Annotated in this window: 16 protein-coding genes and 1 riboswitch; of the genes, 13 read left to right on the top strand and 3 right to left on the bottom strand. The window is 69.9% G+C overall.

Going from position 1 to position 19,253, the window contains the following annotated elements:
• Positions 1 to 73: 73 nt before the first annotated feature.
• The 10 genes from ABZ463_RS01120 to ABZ463_RS01075 all read left to right on the top strand — a co-directional run bounded on the left by ABZ463_RS01120 (position 74) and on the right by ABZ463_RS01075 (position 11,932).
• Positions 74 to 946 (top strand): oxidoreductase, encoded by an 873-nt coding sequence (locus ABZ463_RS01120; RefSeq protein ID WP_362771813.1) that lies wholly within the window; start codon positions 74 to 76, stop codon positions 944 to 946.
• 384 nt (positions 947 to 1,330) lie between these two features.
• Positions 1,331 to 1,468: riboswitch (cyclic di-AMP (ydaO/yuaA leader) on the top strand.
• Positions 1,469 to 1,483: 15 nt separating this feature from the next.
• On the top strand, positions 1,484 to 2,182 hold the full coding sequence (locus ABZ463_RS01115) for a CHAP domain-containing protein (protein ID WP_352009330.1): 699 nt from the start codon (positions 1,484 to 1,486) through the stop codon (positions 2,180 to 2,182).
• A 396-nt stretch (positions 2,183 to 2,578) separates the two neighbouring features.
• A complete protein-coding gene (locus ABZ463_RS01110; protein WP_362771811.1) occupies positions 2,579 to 3,913 on the top strand; it encodes an ABC transporter substrate-binding protein in 1,335 nt (444 codons plus the stop codon).
• An 86-nt stretch (positions 3,914 to 3,999) separates the two neighbouring features.
• On the top strand, positions 4,000 to 4,968 hold the full coding sequence (locus tag ABZ463_RS01105) for a sugar ABC transporter permease (RefSeq protein WP_362771809.1): 969 nt from the start codon (positions 4,000 to 4,002) through the stop codon (positions 4,966 to 4,968).
• Positions 4,965 to 5,798, top strand: coding sequence for a carbohydrate ABC transporter permease (locus ABZ463_RS01100; RefSeq protein WP_362771807.1), 834 nt, complete (start codon positions 4,965 to 4,967; stop codon positions 5,796 to 5,798). Before ABZ463_RS01105 ends, ABZ463_RS01100 begins: the two co-directional genes overlap by 4 nt.
• Positions 5,795 to 7,228, top strand: a complete 1,434-nt coding sequence (locus ABZ463_RS01095; RefSeq protein WP_362771805.1) for a GH1 family beta-glucosidase — start codon at positions 5,795 to 5,797, stop codon at positions 7,226 to 7,228. The genes ABZ463_RS01100 and ABZ463_RS01095 overlap by 4 nt, the downstream gene beginning before the upstream one ends.
• Before the next feature lie 32 nt (positions 7,229 to 7,260).
• Positions 7,261 to 8,268, top strand: a complete 1,008-nt coding sequence (locus tag ABZ463_RS01090) for a LacI family DNA-binding transcriptional regulator (protein ID WP_352009468.1) — start codon at positions 7,261 to 7,263, stop codon at positions 8,266 to 8,268.
• A 10-nt stretch (positions 8,269 to 8,278) separates the two neighbouring features.
• Positions 8,279 to 9,160, top strand: coding sequence for an aldose 1-epimerase family protein (locus tag ABZ463_RS01085; RefSeq protein WP_352009325.1), 882 nt, complete (start codon positions 8,279 to 8,281; stop codon positions 9,158 to 9,160).
• 101 nt (positions 9,161 to 9,261) lie between these two features.
• Complete coding sequence (locus tag ABZ463_RS01080) at positions 9,262 to 10,464, top strand: FAD-dependent oxidoreductase (RefSeq protein ID WP_362771802.1); 1,203 nt, start codon at positions 9,262 to 9,264, stop codon at positions 10,462 to 10,464.
• A 136-nt stretch (positions 10,465 to 10,600) separates the two neighbouring features.
• Positions 10,601 to 11,932: a class II 3-deoxy-7-phosphoheptulonate synthase gene (locus ABZ463_RS01075; RefSeq protein ID WP_352009323.1), complete on the top strand. Its 1,332-nt coding sequence runs from the start codon at positions 10,601 to 10,603 to the stop codon at positions 11,930 to 11,932.
• A gap of 75 nt (positions 11,933 to 12,007) precedes the next feature.
• Here the strand turns inward: ABZ463_RS01075 and ABZ463_RS01070 are convergent, their stop codons facing one another.
• The gene (locus ABZ463_RS01070) at positions 12,008 to 12,379 is read right to left on the bottom strand and encodes a thioredoxin domain-containing protein (RefSeq protein WP_352009322.1); all 372 of its coding nucleotides are present in this window, start codon (positions 12,377 to 12,379) and stop codon (positions 12,008 to 12,010) included.
• Positions 12,380 to 12,756: 377 nt separating this feature from the next.
• Positions 12,757 to 15,123 carry an ExeM/NucH family extracellular endonuclease gene (locus ABZ463_RS01065; protein ID WP_362771799.1) on the bottom strand — a complete coding sequence of 789 codons (2,367 nt, stop codon included), beginning with the start codon at positions 15,121 to 15,123 and terminating at the stop codon, positions 12,757 to 12,759.
• Between the two features lie 161 nt (positions 15,124 to 15,284).
• Here ABZ463_RS01065 and ABZ463_RS01060 point away from each other — a divergent pair, with 161 nt between their 5' ends.
• Positions 15,285 to 16,709: a pentapeptide repeat-containing protein gene (locus ABZ463_RS01060; protein ID WP_362771797.1), complete on the top strand. Its 1,425-nt coding sequence runs from the start codon at positions 15,285 to 15,287 to the stop codon at positions 16,707 to 16,709.
• Between the two features lie 162 nt (positions 16,710 to 16,871).
• On the top strand, positions 16,872 to 17,576 hold the full coding sequence (locus ABZ463_RS01055) for a permease prefix domain 1-containing protein (protein WP_352009319.1): 705 nt from the start codon (positions 16,872 to 16,874) through the stop codon (positions 17,574 to 17,576).
• Here the strand turns inward: ABZ463_RS01055 and ABZ463_RS01050 are convergent.
• Positions 17,573 to 17,917 carry a helix-turn-helix transcriptional regulator gene (locus tag ABZ463_RS01050; RefSeq protein WP_352009318.1) on the bottom strand — a complete coding sequence of 115 codons (345 nt, stop codon included), beginning with the start codon at positions 17,915 to 17,917 and terminating at the stop codon, positions 17,573 to 17,575. The genes ABZ463_RS01055 and ABZ463_RS01050 overlap by 4 nt on opposite strands.
• A gap of 134 nt (positions 17,918 to 18,051) precedes the next feature.
• On the opposite strand from ABZ463_RS01050, the gene ABZ463_RS01045 reads away from it, so the two are divergent.
• On the top strand, positions 18,052 to 19,230 hold the full coding sequence (locus ABZ463_RS01045) for a cytochrome ubiquinol oxidase subunit I (RefSeq protein ID WP_352009317.1): 1,179 nt from the start codon (positions 18,052 to 18,054) through the stop codon (positions 19,228 to 19,230).
• Positions 19,231 to 19,253 lie beyond the last annotated feature (23 nt).

The following is a 19,253-nucleotide window of genomic DNA, read 5'->3' as shown; positions in this document are numbered from 1 at the left end:
GCGGGTCGTACTCGTGACGATCTACCGTAGTGTACGAAACCGTTTCGTACAGCTGGCCCCGGAGACGCCGATCATGTGGACCGCTGATGACATTCCCGACCTGTCCGGCAGTACGGCACTGGTCACGGGTGCCAGCAGCGGGATAGGGCTGGCGACCGCCCTGCACCTCGCCCGGCGAGGCGCCGAGGTGATCATGACCGCGCGCGACCGGGCCAGGGGGCGGGTGGCGTTGGAGAGGGTCAGGGCGGCGGCCCCGGAGGGACGGGTCGAGCTCAGAGGCCTTGACCTGGCCGATCTCGCCTCGGTGCGGGCGTTCACGGACGACCTTGACCGGCCAATCGACCTCCTCGTCAACAACGCGGGCGTCGCCATGATTCCACGGCGGACGACGGCCGACGGCTTCGAGGCCCAGTTCGGCGTCAACCATCTCGGGCACTTCGCCCTGACCGGGTCGCTACTGCCCCGGCTGCTGGCCGGACAGGGGGCCAGGGTCGTCACGGTCTCCAGTGGCGCGCACGCGATGGGGCGGATCGACTTCGACGACCTGGGGCTGGAGAACGACTACCGCCGCTTCGGCGCCTACTGCAGGTCCAAGCTGGCCAACCTGCTGTTCGCCCTCGAACTACAGCGCCTGGCCGGAGGCAAACTGCTCAGCCTGGCCGTCCATCCCGGGCCGACGGCCACCTCGATCATGCGGCCGGGCGTGTTCACCCGGCCGGTCACCTCCTTCATGCGGCTGGCGCTCAAGGCTCCGGAGAAAGGGGCCCTCCCCTCCCTGTACGCCGCGACCCACCCCGGCGTGACCGGCGGCACGTACGTCGGCCCGGGCCCCAGGGCGCTGACGCCTTCGCCCAGGGCTCTCGACGAAGACCTGGCGCGGCGGCTGTGGATCGTCTCCGAGGAGCTCACGGGCGTACGGTTCGCCGCGCTCACGTCACGTCCCTGACCGGCCCCGGGGCCGGGGGCGACCCCGCCGGGACGGGTAAAGAGACCCCCTCTTGACCCGGTGGAGGAGGGGTCGGCCAAAAGATCTACGTTTACCTGGCACGCGAAGTCCTTGCCCTTGCCCTTCACCGTGCCCGTCGTGTCGCGATCCCCTCTCCCACCGGGGATCGCGTCACCGAAAGGGAGATCGTCTCGGGTCGACGAGGCCCCAGTCTTCCCCCTCGAACGGGGCCCATTCCCAAGCCAAGGCAATGTGTCGGACTTGTAATCGTCTGTCCGGTTCACGTACGTTCAACGAATTCGCGGCGAACGCCCAGACCTTCGCAGGTCAGCGCATTGCCACGACATTGCCCGACCGTGCTCCACCAGGTGGACATCCGCCTGATGGACACGGCCGCCGAATCCGCGAGTCTCGCGGAACCGGGGACCCAGGTCCTTTGGGGTGAATCAGCGCATACGCGCTGTAGGACACTTTCCAGTCCGAACCCGTCAGCTAACCCGGTAGGCGGCATGGAAGCGACGCAAGGAGCAGTACCCCATGGCCAAGCACCGCCTTACCTCCACCCCCAAGACGCACTACCTGGCCCGTGTCATCCTCGGCACCGCCATCGCCCTCAGCGGCGGAGTCGTCGCCGGTGGACCCGCCCTGGCGGACACCCCCGAGCAGACGTCCGCCACCGTCCGGAACGCGAGCGCGGACACCGCCAAGACCAGCCTCCAGACCACGGCCGAGCGCCTGCCCAAGGTGACCGCCCAGCAGGTTCTGAACATCGCCTCCCAGCAGATCGGCGTCAGCGAGAACGCCCAGGGCGGCGGCACCAAGTTCCACTCCTGGTACATGTCCAGTGAGCGCGCCAAGGAGACCACCGCCCGCGATGGCGGCCGCATCCAGGACTACGCCAACGCCCCCTGGTGCGCGATGTTCGTCTCCTGGGTCGGCGAGCAGGCCGGCATCCGCCCCACCATGGGCTGGGACGCCTACACCGTCACCCACGCCAAGTGGTTCAGGGAAAACGGCCACTGGGGCACCACTCCCAAGCCCGGCGCCGTCGTCTACTTCGACTGGAAGGGCGGCAAGGACCTCGACGGGATCGACCACGTCGGCTTCGTGAAGCAGGACAACGGCAACGGCACGATCACCACGATCGAGGGCAACACCGGCAACGGCAAGGTCGAGCAGCGCATCCGTCCGACCTCCCAGGTCGTCGGCTACGGCTACCCGGTCTACAGCGGCTGACCCCATCCCCTCCCTCCGTACGGCCCCCGCCGTACGAGACCCCCATCCGCGGCGGACTCCCCGCCCGCCGCGGCGGTGATCCCCCGAATCCGGAAAGGGCCGTGGCTCCCCGAGCCACGGCCCTTTCGGCGTCCCGTCCCTCCGTCGATATGGGAGCGCTCCCAAAAAGAAGCACATCCATTTTGCGGTCGTTTGAGCCCATAAGTCGCAATGGAAACGGAGGAGGGTAACGGTTGCGTCTCGTCGTATTGACGTCGGCCCACCCGTCGGCCACGCTTCGTGGGAGCGCTCCCAACACGTTGAGGAACCGCCTCGTCGCAGAGCCGCGTCTGTCGGGGACCGGCCCGTGACGACACCTCCCACCGATTCGGGCGAACGACCTGAGAGGGGTCCGGAATGTTGAACCACAGGCGGCGCGGCAGGCTCGCCGCGGTCACGACGGTCACGGCCGCGGCGCTGGCCTTGACCTCGTGCGGTTCCGGCGGGACGGACGGGCCCGCGTCCACGGCGGCCGAACCGGTCGTCGTCACCGTGCACACCTTCGGCGGCGGCGAGAACTTCGGCTACGACAAGGCCGCCCAGGCCTGGAACGCCGCCCACCCCGGCATCCAGATCAGATACCAGAACCTGACCGACCGCTTCGAGGACGTCTACCTGCCCCAGTTGCTCCAGCGGTTGCAGGCGGGCAGCGGCGCGGCCGACGTGGTCGCCCTGGACGAGGGCGCGATGGGCCTGATGAAGGCCCGCCCGCAGTTCTTCACCGACCTCGGGCAGTACGGCCTCGGAGGCCGCAAGGCCGACTTCCCCCCTGCCAAGTGGGACAACGGCGTCAACGCCGAGGGCAAGCTGTTCGCTCTCGGCACCGACATCGGCGGCATGACCATGTGTTACCGCACCGACCTGTTCGAGAAGGCGGGCCTGCCCACGGACCGCGAGGAGGTCGGCAGGCTCTGGCCCGACTGGAAGTCCTTCATGGACGTCGGCAGGAGGTTCCAGGCCGCCAATCCCGGAAAGGACGCGCCGCGCTTCCTGGACGGCCCGAACACCTTCTACAACGTGATCCTCGCCCAGGAGGCGCAGAGGAACGGCGACATCACCTACATCGACACGTCCAACAAGCTCGTCATCGACACCAACCCCGCCGTGAAGACCGCCTTCGACACGGTCAGGAGCTTCAGCGAGGCCGGGCTCACCGCCAAGCTGGCCTCCTTCACCCCGCCCTGGAACGCCGCCATCAAGAAGGGCGGCTTCGCCACGATGGGCTGCCCCGCCTGGATGCTCGGCGTGGTCTCCGGCGCCGCGGGCGAGCCCGGCAAGGGGAAGTGGGACGTCGCGACGGTGCCGGGAGGCGCGGGTAACTGGGGCGGCTCCTACCTGGCCGTGCCCAGGCAGAGCAAGCACCCGAAGGAGGCCGCCGAGGTGGTGAACTACCTCACCGGCAAGGACGGCCAGATCATGGCCTTCCAGGAGGCCGCCGCCTTCCCCAGCTCCCTGCCCGCCCAGCGGGACCCGGCGGTCGGCGACCTGAGGAACCCGTTCTTCAACGACGCGCCGACCGGCCGGATCTTCGGCGCGTCGGTCGAGAACCTGCAGCCGGTCTTCCTGGGTGAGAAGCACGCCCAGGTGAAGACCGCGGTCGAGAAGATCCTTGAGGGCATGGACCAGGGCTCGGTCCCCTACGACCAGGCCTGGCAGAGGTTCCTCGACGCCGGGGTCAAGGCGGCTGGCTGATCCGCTTCCCCCACCGGTCCCGTCGCCCCGGGACCGGTGGGGCCCACAGAGAAACCAGCCAGGAAAGCCCCCCGAAAGGCCGATCGATGACTCCGCACGCCGCAGCCCCGGCCCAGGCCGGGCCCGGTGAGCGCCCGCCCGCCGTACGGAGACGGGACGGCGCGCTGTTCGCCAGGTTCGACCTGTTGGTCACCCCCTATCTCTTTGTCTCGCCGTACTTCGTGTTGTTCGTCCTCTTCGGGGTCTTCCCGCTCGGCTACACCCTGTGGGTCTCGCTGCACGACTGGGAGCTCGCCGGGGACAGGATCTTCGTGGGGGCGGGCAACTACCTGTCCCTGGTCGCCGACGAGGCCTTCTGGAACGCGGTGGTCAACACGCTCGGGATGTTCGTCATCTCGACGGTCCCGCAGCTCGTGCTGGCGCTGCTGCTGGCCAACGCCCTCAACAAGCGCATCCGGGGCAGGCTCGCCCTCCGCATGGGCGTACTGCTGCCGCTGGTGACCTCCGTCGTCGCGGTCGCCATCGTCTTCACCCAGCTCTACGGGCGCGACTACGGCATGGTCAACTGGTTCCTCGGCCTCTTCGGAGTCGACGCGGTCAGCTGGCAGAACGAGAAGTGGTCCGCGTGGATCGCGATCTCCACGATGGTCGACTGGCGCTGGACCGGTTACAACGCGATCATCCTGCTGGCCGCCATGCAGACCATCCCCGGAGACCTGTACGAGGCGGCCTCCCTCGACGGCGCGAGCGCCAGACGGCAGTTCTGGCGGATCACCGTCCCGATGCTGCGCCCGACGATCGTCTTCACCGTGTTCGTCTCGACCATCGGCGGCCTGACGCTGTTCACCGAGCCCGTCATGTTCGACGGCAACCCGACGATGAGCGGCGGGGCGACCGGCCAGTACCAGACGGTGGCGATGTTCGTCGTCAAGGAGGCCTTCCGTGACTTCGACCTCGGGTACGCCTCCGCCGCCGCCTGGCTGCTGTTCGTGCTGATCCTGCTCGGCACGCTCGTCAACCACCTGCTCACCCGCCGCATCGGAGGCGCCGGATGAGCCGCCCAGGGGACGCTGGACCGCTGACGAGGGCCACGCTCGCCCTCGCCGTCGTGATCTCCGCCTTTCCCGTCTACTACATGTTCGTCATGGCCACCCGGACCAACGAGGAGGCGATCGACGTTCCCCCGCCGCTGCTGCCCGGCGGCCACCTGGGGGAGAACATCGCCCGGCTGCTCGCGGCCGAGGACGCCCACTTCCTCACCGGCCTGGTCAACTCGGCCGTCGTCTCGGTCACCGTGACCGTCTCGGTCGTGTTCATCTCCACGCTGGCCGGGTTCGCCTTCGCCAAGCTGCGTTTCCGGGGCGGGCGGGCGCTGCTCGGGCTGATCCTGGTGACGATGATGGTCCCGCTCCAGCAGATGGGCGTGGTCCCGCTGTACGAGCTCATGGTGACCCTCGGCTGGACCGGCCGGCTCAAGGCGGTGATCCTGCCCTTCCTCGTCAACGGGTTCGGGGTCTTCATGATGACCCAGTACGCCTCCCAGGCGGTGCCGGACGAACTGGTCGAGGCCGCCCGCGTCGACGGCGCCTCGACGGCGGGCGTCTACGCCCGGGTGATCCTGCCCGCGCTCAGGCCGGGCATGGCCGTACTGGCGCTGCTTGTCTTCATGCAGACCTGGAACGAGTTCATGTGGCCGTTGATCGTGCTGGACCCGGACAACCCCGTGGTGCAGACCTCGATCGCCGCGCTCAACCAGGCCCACGGCACCGACTACGTCATGTTGTTCACCGGCACGGCGGTCTCGGTCCTGCCTCTTTTCATTGTTTTCGTCGTGTTCGGCCGTCAGATCGTCGGCGGCCTCATGGAAGGTGCGGTCAAGGCGTGACGACGCAGCAGACACAGGATCAGGAGTTGAGGTTCCCGGAGGGCTTCGCCTGGGGGGCGGCGACCTCCGCCTACCAGATCGAGGGCGCGGTCTCCGAGGACGGGCGCGGCAGGTCCATCTGGGACACCTTCGCCCGCCTGCCGGGGCGGGTGGTGAACGGTGAGAACGCCGACGTCGCCGTCGACCACTACCACCGCTACCGCGACGACGTCCGGCTGATGGCCCGGCTCGGCCTGGGCGCCTACCGCTTCTCCGTCTCCTGGCCGCGCGTCCAGCCGGACGGCGTGGGGGCGGTCAACCAGCGGGGGCTCGACTTCTACCGCAGGCTGGTCGACGAACTGCTCGGCCAGGGGATCGACCCGTGGGTGACGCTCTACCACTGGGACCTGCCCCAGGCCCTTGAGGACGCGGGAGGCTGGCCCGCGCGGGACACCGCCCTGCGGTTCGCCGACTACGCGGCGGCCGTACACGACGCGCTCGGCGACCGGGTGCGCAACTGGAGCACGGTCAACGAGCCGTGGTGCGCGGCCTTCCTCGGCTACGCCTCCGGGGAGCACGCCCCAGGGCGGCGGGAACCCGCGCGGGCGGTCCTGGCCGCCCACCACCTGCTGCTCGGCCACGGGCTGGCCATGGCGGCCATGCGCGCCCAGCGGGCCGGCAGCCGGATCGGCGGCTGCGTGAACCTCTACGCCGTCTCTCCGCTGACACGCTCGGCGGCCGACCTGGACGCCGCCCGCCGCATCGACGGCCTGCAGAACCGTCTCTTCCTGGACGCGCTGCTCAGGGGGGAGTATCCGGCGGACGTCCTGGCGGACCTCGGGGAGGCCGCCGAGGGGCTCGCTGAGGGACTCGCCGAGACGGGGGACATGGGGGTCATCTCCGCCCCGATGGACATGCTGCTGATCAACTACTACAGCCGGTTCACCGTCTCCGGGGCCCCAGGGGGCGCGGTCTCGGCCGCGGCGGCGCCGACGGACACCGGCTCTCCCTGGGTGGGCAGCGAGCACGTCTCGTTCGCCGGGAGCGGGCGTCCGGTGACCGGCATGGGCTGGGAGATCGACCACGACGGGCTGCGGGAGGTCCTGCTGCGGGTCGCCGGGGACTACCCCCGGATCCCCCTGGTGGTCTCCGAGAACGGCGCGGCCTTCGACGACGTCGCCGACGCCGGCGGTTTCGTGCGGGACCCGGAGCGCAGGGACTACATCGAGGCCCATCTGCGCGCCTGCCACGCCGCGATCGGGCAGGGGGCGCCGCTCGTCGGCTACTTCGCCTGGTCGCTGCTGGACAACTTCGAGTGGGCCTGGGGGTACGGCAAGCGCTTCGGGCTGGTGCGCGTCGACTACCCGACGCAGCGCAGAGTTCCCAAGGAGAGCGCCCTTTGGTATGCCGAGACAATCAGGCGTGGAGGCCTGACCGGTCCTGCACAATGAAGTCCGGAGAATCTTTCATGGGGGCGAGAAACATGAACGGCGACCGTCGTCCGACCCTTGAGGCGGTCGCGGCCCTGGCCGGAGTCGGGCGCGGCACGGTCTCCCGGGTGATCAACGGTTCGCCGAAGGTGAGCGAGAGGGCTCGCGACGCGGTGCAGCAGGCGATCAGGGAGCTGGGCTACGTCCCGAACCGGGCCGCCCGCACCCTGGTCACCCGGCGCACGGACACCGTCGCGCTGGTCGTCTCCGAGTCGGAACTGCGGGTCTTCGACGAGCCCTACTTCGCCGGGACCATCCGCGGCATCGGCTCGGCGCTCTCGGAGACAGGCCTGCAGCTGATCCTGGCGATGGCCCAGTCCAGGCAGGACCACGACCGTCTTGAGCACTACCTGACGGGCCAGCACGTCGACGGGGTGCTGCTGATCTCGCTGCACGGGGCCGACCCGCTGCCCGGCAGGCTGGAGGAGATGGGCGTGCCGACCGTCATCGGCGGCAAGCCCGTCGGGCTCGACCCCTACTGTTACGTCGACGTGGACAACAGGGCCGGGGCCAGGCAGGCGGTGAAGTACCTCCTGGGCAGGGGCCGCAGGCGGATCGCCACCATCGCGGGCCCGCAGGACATGGGGGTCGGCGTCGACCGGCTCGCGGGCTACCGCGACGCGCTGATCGCCACTGGCGTGCCGGAGATCGTGGCCTACGGCGACTTCAGCGAGGACAGCGGCGCGCGGGCCATGTGCGGGCTCCTGGCCGAGCACCCGGACCTGGACGCGGTCTTCACCGCCTCCGACCCGATGGCGCTGGGCGCGCTGCGGGTGCTGCGGCACGAGGGCAGGGACGTCCCCGGCGACGTGGCGGTGATCGGGTTCGACGACTCCCCCGCCGGGGCCCACTCCTCTCCCCCGCTGACCAGCGTGCACCAGCCGACCGAGGCGATGGGCCGTCAGATGGCCCACCTCCTGGTCGCCCGCATCAACGGTGAGCACCTGGAGCAGCCGGTCGTGATCCTCGACACGCATCTGGTCGAGCGGGCCTCCGCCTGAAAGGACAGTCGTGCCCAGGCAGTTCATCCTTCGCGACGGCGACATGTACGCCGAGATCAGTCAGTTCGCGGCGGCCGTGCGCGTGCTCAGGCACGACGGGCGCGACCTGGTGGCGGACTGGCCGCCGGAGGGGCCCGTCCCCTTCTACAGCGGCACCCTGCTGGCCCCGTGGCCCAACCGGGTCGGCGGGGCGCGCTACACCTTCGGCGGCGTGACCCACCGCCTCACCGCGAACGAGGAGTCCCGGGGCAACGCCCTGCACGGGCTGGTCGCCGACGTCAGGTGGTCACCGGTCGAGATCGGCCCCGCCCACGTACGGCTGGCGCACACCGTGACCCCGGTGCCCGGTTACCCGTTCACCCTGGCCCTGCGGGTGCTCCACCATCTGACCTCCGGCGGCCTGACCACCACGCTGACCGCGGAGAACACCGGTGAGCACGCCGCGCCGTACGGCTGCGCGCCGCATCCCTGGCTGCTGGCGGGCGAGGACGCCGGGGAGTACGAGCTGCTGGTGCCCGCGGACAGGGTGCTGCTGCCCGACGAGCGGATGCTGCCCGCCTCCCTTGAGGACGTCTCCGGCACGCCGTACGACTTCAGGGAGCCCAGACGGCTCGGCGGCACGGTCGTCGACCACACCTTCACCGGTCTGAGGCCCGGGGCGGACGGCCTGACCAGGGTGCGGGTACGCGGCCCGGAGGGCGGGGTCGAGGTGAGCTGGCGGGCCTCGGTCCTGCCGTGGGCGCAGGTGTGCGGCGGCACCGGGTCCGGCTATCGGGGGCTGGCGGTCGAGCCGATGACCTGCCCGCCGGACGCCTTCAACTCGGGCACCGACCTGATCGTGCTCCAGCCGGGCGAGACGACCGAGACCTCCTGGACGATCTCCCCGCTCTGAGGCCTCTTCCCCACCCTTGATCTGACGCGTGCCGTACCGGACTCCGGGGGACGGTTTCCTTGGCGACCCCGTTGTGCGACAATTTCATTGGGTGATGAATTATGACTCGGAACACGTGTGTGATCGCGGGGGGCGGTCCCGCCGGGGCCGTACTCGCGCTGTTGCTGGCCAGAGCCGGCGTCCGGGTGACGCTGCTGGAGAAGCACTCCGACTTCCTGCGTGACTTCAGGGGCGACACCATCCACCCCTCGACTCTGCAGGTCCTGCACGAGATCGGCCTGGCCGAGGAGTTCCTGCGGCTGCCGCACCACAAGGCGTACGGCATGGCCGTGCACACCGACGAGGGGACGGTTCCGGTCGCCGACCTGTCCAAACTGGGAGGCGAGTATGGCTACATCGCCTTCGTCCCGCAGTGGGACTTCCTCAACCTGGTGACCACCGCCGCCGCGCGTTACCCCACCTTCCGTCTCCTCATGAACGCCGAGGTGCACGGCGTGATCCGGGAGGGGAACGCGGTGCGCGGGGTCCGCTACCGCGACCCCGACGGCGAGCACGAGCTTAGAGCCACACTGACCGTAGCCGCCGACGGACGCCACTCCGACGTACGGCGTGCCGCCGGGCTCGTCCCGATCGAACACGGCGCGCCGATGGACGTGGTGTGGTTCCGGCTGCCGCGCGAGGAGAGCGACCCGGACGAGACGTTCCTGCGCCTGTCCTCGGGCCGGATCATGGTGGTGATCGACCGGGGAACCTACTGGCAGCTGGCCTACGCCATCCCCAAGGGCGGCTTCGAGGAGTTGCGGGCGGCCGGGATCGAGACGCTGCGGGAACAGGTGACGAACCTGCTGCCGTTCCTGGCGGGCCGTACCGGGCTGCTGACCGGCTTCGACGACGTCAGCGTGCTCTCGGTCGCGCTCAACCGGCTGCGCCGCTGGCACCGGCCAGGCCTGCTCGTCATCGGGGACGCCGCGCACGCCATGTCGCCGGTCTTCGGCGTCGGCATCAACCTGGCCGTGCAGGACGCCGTCGCCACGGCCAACCTGCTGGCCGGGCCGCTGGCCTCCGGCGCGGAGATCCCCGAGTCGCTGCTGGCCAGGATCCAGCGCCGCCGTACGGTGCCGACCGTGGTGACCCAGTTCGCCCAGCGGGTGGTGCAGGACCGGCTGATCCGGCCGGCCCTGGACGGGCGGGACGCCCCGGAGCTGCTGCCACGCGACCTGTCCCACCTTCCGGTGGTCGGCGCCCTGACCCGCCGGTTCATCGGCCTCGGTGTCCTTCCCGAACACGTCAAGAGCCCCTCGTGAGCCCGCAACGGATCTCCGCCGAGCCCACGGCCCCCTACCGACAGGCACCGCGACGTCTTCCACAGTGACAAAGAGGTTCTCAATCTGTGGACGTTGAGGTGGGTTCGCCCACGAGGTTGCAATAGCCTGGTATGTCGTGAGCAACTACCTCGATTCCTGGCGGGAGCTTCCCGCGGCGCAGCAGCCCGAGTGGCCCGACCGCGGCGAGCTGGACAAGGTCGTCGCCGAACTCTCCGCACTTCCCCCGCTCGTCTTTGCGGGGGAATGCGACAACCTCAAGGCCGAACTCGCGGCGGTGACGCGAGGCGAGGCCTTCGTGCTGCAGGGCGGTGACTGCGCCGAGACCTTCGCCGGCGCCACCGCCGACACCGTCCGCAACAAGCTGAAGACGCTGCTGCAGATGGCGATCGTGCTCACCTACGCGGGGAGGGTCCCCGTGGTGAAGATCGGCCGGATAGCGGGGCAGTTCGCCAAGCCCCGTTCAAAGGGAACCGAGGTGCGCGGCGGCGTCGAGCTGCCCGCCTACCGGGGCGACATGGTCAACGGTCTCGACTTCACCCCTGAGTCGCGTCTGCCGGACCCGGGACGGCTGCTGCGCGCCTACCACTCCTCCGCGGTGACGCTGAACCTGATCCGCGCCTTCACCAAGGGCGGCTACGCCGACCTGCGGCAGGTGCACGCCTGGAACCAGGATTTCGTCAGCGAGTCCCCCGCGGGCAAGCGCTACGAGCGGCTGGCCGGGGAGATCGACCAGGCGCTGGCGTTCATGCACGCCTGCGGTGCCGACCCGGCGGAGTTCCACGGCGTGGAGTTCTACTCCTCGCACGAGGCACTCATCCTCGACTACGACAGGGCGCTGACCAGGATCGACTCCAGGACCGGCCAGCCGTACGACGTGTCGGCGCACATGGTCTGGATCGGCGAGCGCACCCGCCAGCTCGACAGCGCTCACGTGGAGTTCTTCTCCCGCATCCGCAACCCGATCGGCGTGAAGCTGGGCCCGACCACGACGGCCGAGGAGGCCCTGGCGCTGGTCGAGAAGCTGAACCCCGACAACGAGCCCGGCCGCCTGACCTTCATCACCAGGATGGGCGCCTCCAAGATCCGCGAGCACCTGCCCGCGCTGGTGGAGAAGGTCACCGCGAACGGCGCCCAGGTCGCCTGGATCTGTGACCCGATGCACGGCAACACCTTCGAGGCCCCCAGCGGTCACAAGACCCGGAGCCTGGACGACGTGCTGAACGAGGTCGCGGGTTTCTTCGAGGTGCACCGGGACCTCGGCACCCACCCGGGCGGCATCCACATCGAGTTCACCGGCGACGACGTCACCGAGTGCGTGGGCGGCGCCGACGAGGTCGCGGAGGGCGACCTGGCGCTGCGCTACGAGACGGCCTGCGACCCCCGCCTCAACCGGAGCCAGTCGCTCGACATGGCCTTCCGGGTCGCGGAGCTCTACCGCTCCTCCTGAGCCCTGAGCTGCGGTTCGCCGCGAGACACACGAGGGTCCCACGCCTGTGGTGCGGGACCCTTCGTCGTTTCGGGGTCAGTCCTTCTGCGCGCGGAGCTCGTTGGCCAGCTCGGCGCGGATCGCGTCCATGTCGAGCGCCCGGACCTGACCGATGAGGTCCTCAAGGGCGGGCGCGGGCAGCACCCCGGGCTGAGCGAAGACGACAATGCCGTCCCGGATGGCCATGACCGTGGGGATCGAGGTGATCTCGAAGCCCTGCGCGAGCCCCTGCTCGGCCTCGGTGTCGATCTTCCCGAACTTGATGTCGCCGTGCTTCTCCGAGGACTTCTCGAAAATCGGCCCGAACGTGCGGCACGGCGCGCACCAGGACGCCCAGAAGTCCAGCAGGACGATCCCCTCGTCGGCGATTTCGTTGAAGTTCTTCTCGGTTACCTCAATGGTCGCCACCTGTGGCTCCTCTTGTCGTCACGTCTTGTATGGCTCGCATAACCACTTCCCTCCCCCGGACATTCCATCCCGGCGACCACTCCGGCGACGCCCGGACCACCCCCGTTCAAGGGTGCCGATCCGAACGCCGCCGTACCGGATACGAGGGATCCCCCGCCTCAGGTGTGAAGGGTTTCGGGTTGTGCTTCACCGGTCCTCAGTGTGAGGAGTGTCCGGCTTGGGCGCGTCGGTGTCTGGACTGAGGAGTGAGGGAGCGGAGCGGACGAACGACGAGGGAAGACACCGACTCGGAGCGCCCAAGCCCCGCGACGCCGCCAGGCGGCGCAAGGAGACACAGCCAGGCGGCGCAAGGAGACACAGCCAGGCGGCGCAAAGAATCACAACATCAGCCCGACCACCAAAGGATCATGGTCCGAGGACCGGAACGCGTCAGGCCGGTAGAGCCGAGGCGGGTTGTACTCGGTGTTGTAGTCGAGGATGCGGCTCTCGTCGGCGTTGACGTGCCAGATGGTCGTGCCGGTCACCTTCCTGAGCAGGCCCCGGCCCGCCAGGGCGTGGTCGAGTTCTCCGCTGCGACCCTCGAAGAGGTAGCTGTAGCGCAGCGGCGCGGGGACGAACCGCTTGCTGAGGCTGGTCAGCCCGCCCGCCTCCAGCGTGTCGATCGGGTCCTCCTCGCCGTAGGCGTTGAGGTCGCCGAGCACCAGCGCGTTGGGCAGCCTGAGGCTCTCGACGAGGGCCAGTGTCGCCTTGGCCTGGCGGACGCGTTCGCCGTTGTAGCAGCCCTGGCCGTCGCCCAGGTCGGCGTCGGGACCGGTGGCGGCCGCGTCGCAGCCCTTCGACTTGAAGTGGTTGACGACCATCGTGAACGGCTGGCCGCCCCGGACCCGGCGGAAGGTCTGGATCAGCGGAGGCCGCCTGAAGACGGGGTCGGCCGAGGAGCGGGCCGGGCCGACGGGCTTGAGCGTGGCGGGCTTGTAGATCACCGCGACGTGGATCAGGTCGGTGCCCGGGTTGGGGTGGGTCAGCGCGGCGTAGGTGCCCGCGCCCACTTCGGCGTTGAGCGCGTCGACCAGTGCCTGGACGGCGGTCTGGCCGTTGTTCTGGACCTCCATGAGGCCGACCGCGTCGGCGTTCAGGCCCTTGAGCGTGGCGACCAGCTTGGTCAGCTGCCGCTGCTGTTCCTCGGTGGTGTCCGCACCGCGTGAACCCAGGGTGGTGAACCAGTTGAGGGTGTTGAGACTGGCCACCCTGACGTTGCCGAACACCGGCGGCGGCGCGGGCAGGCGGGGGTTGGTCCGCAGGAAGGTGACCGGTTTGGTCGGCTGGAGGCGGTAGACGCCGAAGCCGTACCCCAGGACGCCGGTGGCGCCGAGCGTGGTGTCGCCGAGGCGGACGACGCGCGGGTCGGTGTAGGGGATGGTCTGCGGGTTCTCCCTGGTCGAGCCGTCGTCGAGGAGCAGGCTGCGGCGCCGGTCGGCGGCCTCGTCCACGCCGGTCCTGTCGGTGGCCTGGAACAGGCGTCCTCCCGAGGAGAGGGTGAGTTCGCCGAAACGGCCCAGGTTGTAGTGGTCGGTGACGGTCAGCGGCCCGGTGACGGTGACGAGCATGCTCTCGACGGGTTCGAGGGTCGAGCCCTCGGCGCGCGGCAGGCTCAGCCTGGCCGGGGTGACGGTGCCGGTTCCGCAGACGTCGACGGCGGTGACCGGTGAGAGCTCGGTCCAGCCGTTGTACTCCACGACCTTGCCGGTGACCAGCACCCGGTCGCCGGCCTTGACGTCCTTGAACGTGTCACGGGCGTAGGCGAACAGGCCTTCCGAGGTGGCGGGGTCGGCGTCGGGGGTGGGGTCCTGCAGGAAGAACCCGCCGAGCTGGTCGGCCCGCTGGAAGTCGCCGGTCACCACGCCCTGGACGCGTACGGTCCGGCCCGCCAGCGGGCTGGTGTCCCCGCTGCCCTGTACCTGGGCGATCGGGTGGGTCGCGGGCGTCTGGCACGGCTCCCCGGTCGGCGTGACCGTGGGACTGGCTGTGGGACTGGCCGTGGGGGTGGGAGTCGGCGTGGGGGTGGGGGTGGGCTCCGGGGTGCCGCACGGCGCGGCGGCCGTGGTCCCGTTGCGCGGCGCGGGGGACGCGCTCACCAGGTCGGTGCCGTTGACGTCGGTGTCGGCGCAGCCGTGGCCGGCACGCAGGGCCGCGGTGGTCGTGGACAGGGCGGGGGCCGGAGCGCCCTCGGCGTAGTCGGCGGTGCCGTACCCGACGAGATCGGCGATGAGGGCGCTCTGCTCGGGTGAGCAGGGGGTCGAGCCGCCGTTGCAGGCCAGTCCCTGCGCGGAGCGGGCCAGGACGACCTTGCCCGAGGTCGCGCTCATGTTGGCCGTCCCGGTCGTGTCCGGGGCGGGCAGCGGGGCGCCCGCGCCTCCCCCGGCGAGCTTGACCAGGTGGTAGCGGCCGGGTTCCAGCGTGCCGGACAGCGGCACGACGGGGTTGGCGGCGAAGTTCCCCGTGCCGGTCGCGCTGCCGTACTGGACGGACCAGCCGTCCAGTGCGACCGGCGTGGAGCTCCGGTTGAACAGTTCGACGAAGTCGTTGGCGAGTGGTGCGCCGCTGTTGCCGCCCGCGCCGTAGACCTGGCTGATGACGACGGTTCCCGGTTCGGCCAGTGCGGGTGCCGGGGGGAGGGCGGTGACCGTGGCCGCGGCGGTGCCGAGGACGGCCAGAGCGGAGATGACTCGGGATAAGGCACGCATGAGGCGGAGCGTAGAACCGGTTTGATCTGCCGACACTTACTTAGAAATGGCCAGATGGTGAAATCAACGAATCTTGACACTAAGTGCTGACTAAAGGCATCAGTTATAGCTTGCTATGACGTAGATCTCACGTAAGGCTTCGTCTGGGGTATCACTGTTTTATGAGAACTCTGGACGTGGGTTGGATGACCTGCGCCGCCTCCCCTGAGTGCGCGGGATCGGCCCGGCAGCCGTACGGGCGCTGCCTGGCCCATCTGGAGCATCACGAGCTCGACGAGGTCCTCCGCGGCCTCTCCCCCGGCTCCGCGATCGATCTGCGGGGCACCGTCATCGGCAAGGACCTGCTGGAACGAGTCCTCGCCCCGACCCGTGGGCGTCTCGGCAGGGCCAGGTTCGACCTGGCCGTCTTCCCCGAGGACGTCAGGTTCTGCGACGTCGTCTTCAGCGGGGACGTCTCCTTCGACCAGGCTCGCTTCCATCGCCTGGCCTCGTTCGTCGGCGCAAGGTTCGCCGGAAACGTCTCTTTCAGGGAGGTCAAGTTCGTCAGGGAGGTCTCCCTGCACGGCGTCCACGTCGCCGGGCACGCCGCTTTCGACCGGGTGTCCGCGGGCCGGGACGCCCTGTTCGGCTCGGCGAGGTTCGCCTGGACCGTCTCCTTCGAGGGGGCCGAGTTCCACGACTTCGCCACCTTCGACGGCACCCTCTTCCAGGGGGATGTGACCTTCCGCGGCTGCCGGTTCGGCAGGGCGGTCTCCTTCAGAAGGACGGAGTTCGGCGGTCTGGCCGGGTTCGAGGCGACACGGTTCTGGGCGGGTGGCTACCTGGCCCCCGTCTCGGTCGGCCGCCGTCTCACCCTCGCCGGGGCGTGGGCGGGCAACGGCCTCGACCTGGCGGTCCGCGGCTGCCCGGTCGACCTGCGGCGTATCCGGGTGACGGGCCGTCTGAGCGTGCGGCTGGACGGCGCGGTCGCCGACCTCGAAGAGGCGACGCTGCGCGGCCAGGCCACGGTCAGCGGGAACGGCGCGGCCGCGGTGACCTCCGTGCGCGGGCTTGAGGCGGAGGCGCTCCAGCTGAGCGCCGTCGATCTCAGCACCTGCCGTTTCACCGGCATCCGCACCCCGGAACGGCTCAGGCTGACCGGTTGCGTGTTCGCCACGACCCCGCGCGGCGTGCGGATCACGCCGCACTGGCCGCCGCTGCGCTGGTGGACCCTCCGGCGGACGCTGGCCGACGAGCACGCCTGGCGCGGCTGGTCGGACGAGGAGCAGGACGTGCCCGCGCCGCACCGCCTCGCCGTCCTGTACTCACGGCTGCGCGCCGGGATCGACGACAAGGCGACCGCTGCCGACTTCGCCTTCGGCGCCATGGAGATGCGCCGTGCGACCAGCCGTTCCTCCGGCCGCTGGCTGCTGTCGCTGCACTGGATCATCAGCGGGTACGGCCTGCGGATGGGACGGGTCGTCGGCTGGTTCGCCCTGCTGGCGGCGATCACCGTGGGCAGCCTGCTGATGGGTTCGGCCTCGCACTCGGCCCGCCGGGCGAGCGCGCCGAGGACGCCGCATCCCTCCATCCAGTTGTCGCCGTAACGGCCTGTCCGTTTTCCCGGAATCGGCGATTTCCCGGGCTCGGAGAAGGCGTCCGCGGGGGCGCGAGACGGTGACTCCGGGTTGTGTCCGGGTTATCCCGGATGCGCCGAACCCACCTCCACCCCGACGATGTACGGTGATGACCGCACAGGGAGTACGGGGGTGGAGGTGGGCGTGGCCGGAGCCGGGGTGATCGACGACTACGTGGCCAGGCTCAGCCGTACGCTCAGCGGGCCGCGAGGACCGAAACTCGACATGGTCACCGAGGCCCGCGACAGCCTGCTCGACACCGCGGAGGCTCTGGAGCTCGACGGGCTCGGCAGGGCCGAGGCCGAGCGGGTCGCGGTCGAGGAGTTCGGCCCGGTCGAGGAGATCGCGCCGGGCTACCAGGAGGGGCTGTCGATCTCGGCGGGGCGCAGGCTCGCGGCGCTGCTGTTCATCAGCGTGCCGCTGACCATCATGGCCTGGAGCCTGGTGTGGCGCTTCTCCGCCCAGGACCCGATCGCCTACGAGCGATGGCCCGCGTGGTTCATGCCGGTCTCCCGCGGCCTGGACTATCTGCAGCTGGCGGTCGCCCTGCTCGGCGGGGCCGGGCTGTTCGCGCTCGGCCGGGGGCTGCGCAGGATCAGGCGGCCCAGGCTCGTCACCCGGTCGCTGGGAGTGCTGGTGCTGATCGTGCTGCCGCTCACGGGCGCCCTCGGGCTGCTGCTGACCTACGGCGCGCAGCGTGACGACTTCTTCGACCACCCGCTGAACCTCGGCGTCGAGACGCTGAGCCTCGGGCTGTCGCTGCTGCAGCTGTACGGCGCCACCCGCTGCCTGATGATCACCCGCAGGCGCCGCGTCCCGGCCCTCGGCCGGTCCTAGCGGCCCAGCCGCTCCCCGGAGCCACCGGGGTCGAGCACACCGCCGATCACACCGGTGAACTCCCGCCAGGCCGCGCGCTCCCCCGCCAGGGCCCGGTGGCCCGAGGAGGTCAGCCGGTAGGTGCGCCGCCTGCGCCCGCCGACCGTCGCCCACTCGCTGGCGAGGTATCCCGCCTGTTCGAGCCGTCGCAGCGCCGGATAGACCGTGCCGGTCGGCACGTTCAGTGAGCCGCCGCTGCGTGCCTGCAGGGCCTCGATGATCGCGTAACCGTGCAGAGGTTCCTCCTCAAGCACGGACAACAGCAGGGCGTCCATGTGCCCGCGAAGCGCGTCGGCGTTCACCTCGCGCCCTCCGCCCGCCCTACGGCGACTCGATCGTTCACGCCCTCACCCTACCCTTCCGCAGACAGGCTACATGTAGCCGTTCTACATGTAGAGTGTCTATAGGTAGACAGACACAACAACGGAGGTGAACCGTGGGCGTGCTCGACCTGGCGCGGACACAGTTCGCGGTGACGGGAAGCATCCACTTCCTGTTCGTCGTGCTGACGCTGGGCCTGGCCCCGATCATCGCGATCATGCACACCCGGCACGCCGTGACCGGCAGGCCCGAGCACGAGCGCGCCACCCGCTTCTGGGGTCAGATCTACGTCACCAACTACGCGCTCGGCATCTTCACCGGCCTGGTGATGGAGTTCCAGTTCGGGCTGAGCTGGAGTGGCCTGTCCGAGTACGCGGGAGACGTCTTCGGCGCCCCCCTGGCGATCGAGACGCTCGGCGCCTTCTTCATCGAGTCCACCTTCCTCGGCCTGTGGATCTTCGGCTGGAACAGGCTGAACCGGTGGGCGCACCTGGCGTGCATCTGGATGGTGACGCTGACCGCCTACGTCTCCGCTTTCTGGATCATGGCCGCGAACTCGTTCCTGCAGAACCCGGTGGGGGCCGTCGAGCGCGGCGGCCGTCTGGTGCTGACCGACTTCGGCGCGCTGCTGAGCAACCCGGCGCTGGTCAACTCGCTCCCCCACGTGGTCGGCGCCGGTCTGTGGGCCGCGGGCTCCGTGGTCATGGGGGCCTCCGCCTACCAGCTGTTCCGCCGGACCCCCGAGCGGGAGTTCTTCACCTCCGCCCTCCGCACGGGCCTGCTCGTCGCCTTCTGCGGGTCGCTGGTCACGGTCGCCTTCGGCTACGCCCAGTTCGGCTCGATCGGCCTCTACCAGCCGGACAAGTTCCGCGTCCCGCTGGCCGGGGTCGCCCTGGCGGCCATGATGGGGATCGGACAGCTGGTGCAGTTCCTCCTGCTCCTGCTGGCGCCCCTGACCTACTGGCTGCCGCGCTGGCGCTGGGCGCAGCCGCTGCTGGTGATCCTCACCCCGGCGCCGTTCCTGGCCGCGATCTGCGGCTGGCTGGCCCGGGAGGTCGGCCGCCAGCCGTGGCTGATCAACGGCAGGCTCACCGTCGCCGACGCCATGTCCCACGGCCTCACACCGGGCATGGTCACCGTCTCCCTCGTCGGGTTCACCGGGGTGCTCGGCCTGCTGGCCGTCACCGACTACCTCCTGATCGCCGGAACCGTACGGCGCGGCCCCGGCACCGTCGCCCTCGGCGCGGAGGACGAACCCACCCCCGCCGTTCTCGAACACGCGCTCAGCCACTAGACATCCCGCCACGGAAGGTGAGG

The organism is Streptosporangium sp. NPDC020145 (assembly GCF_040631275.1).
In the GTDB taxonomy this organism is placed as follows: domain Bacteria; phylum Actinomycetota; class Actinomycetes; order Streptosporangiales; family Streptosporangiaceae; genus Streptosporangium.
This window is presented reverse-complemented; position numbering and strand designations above follow the sequence as displayed.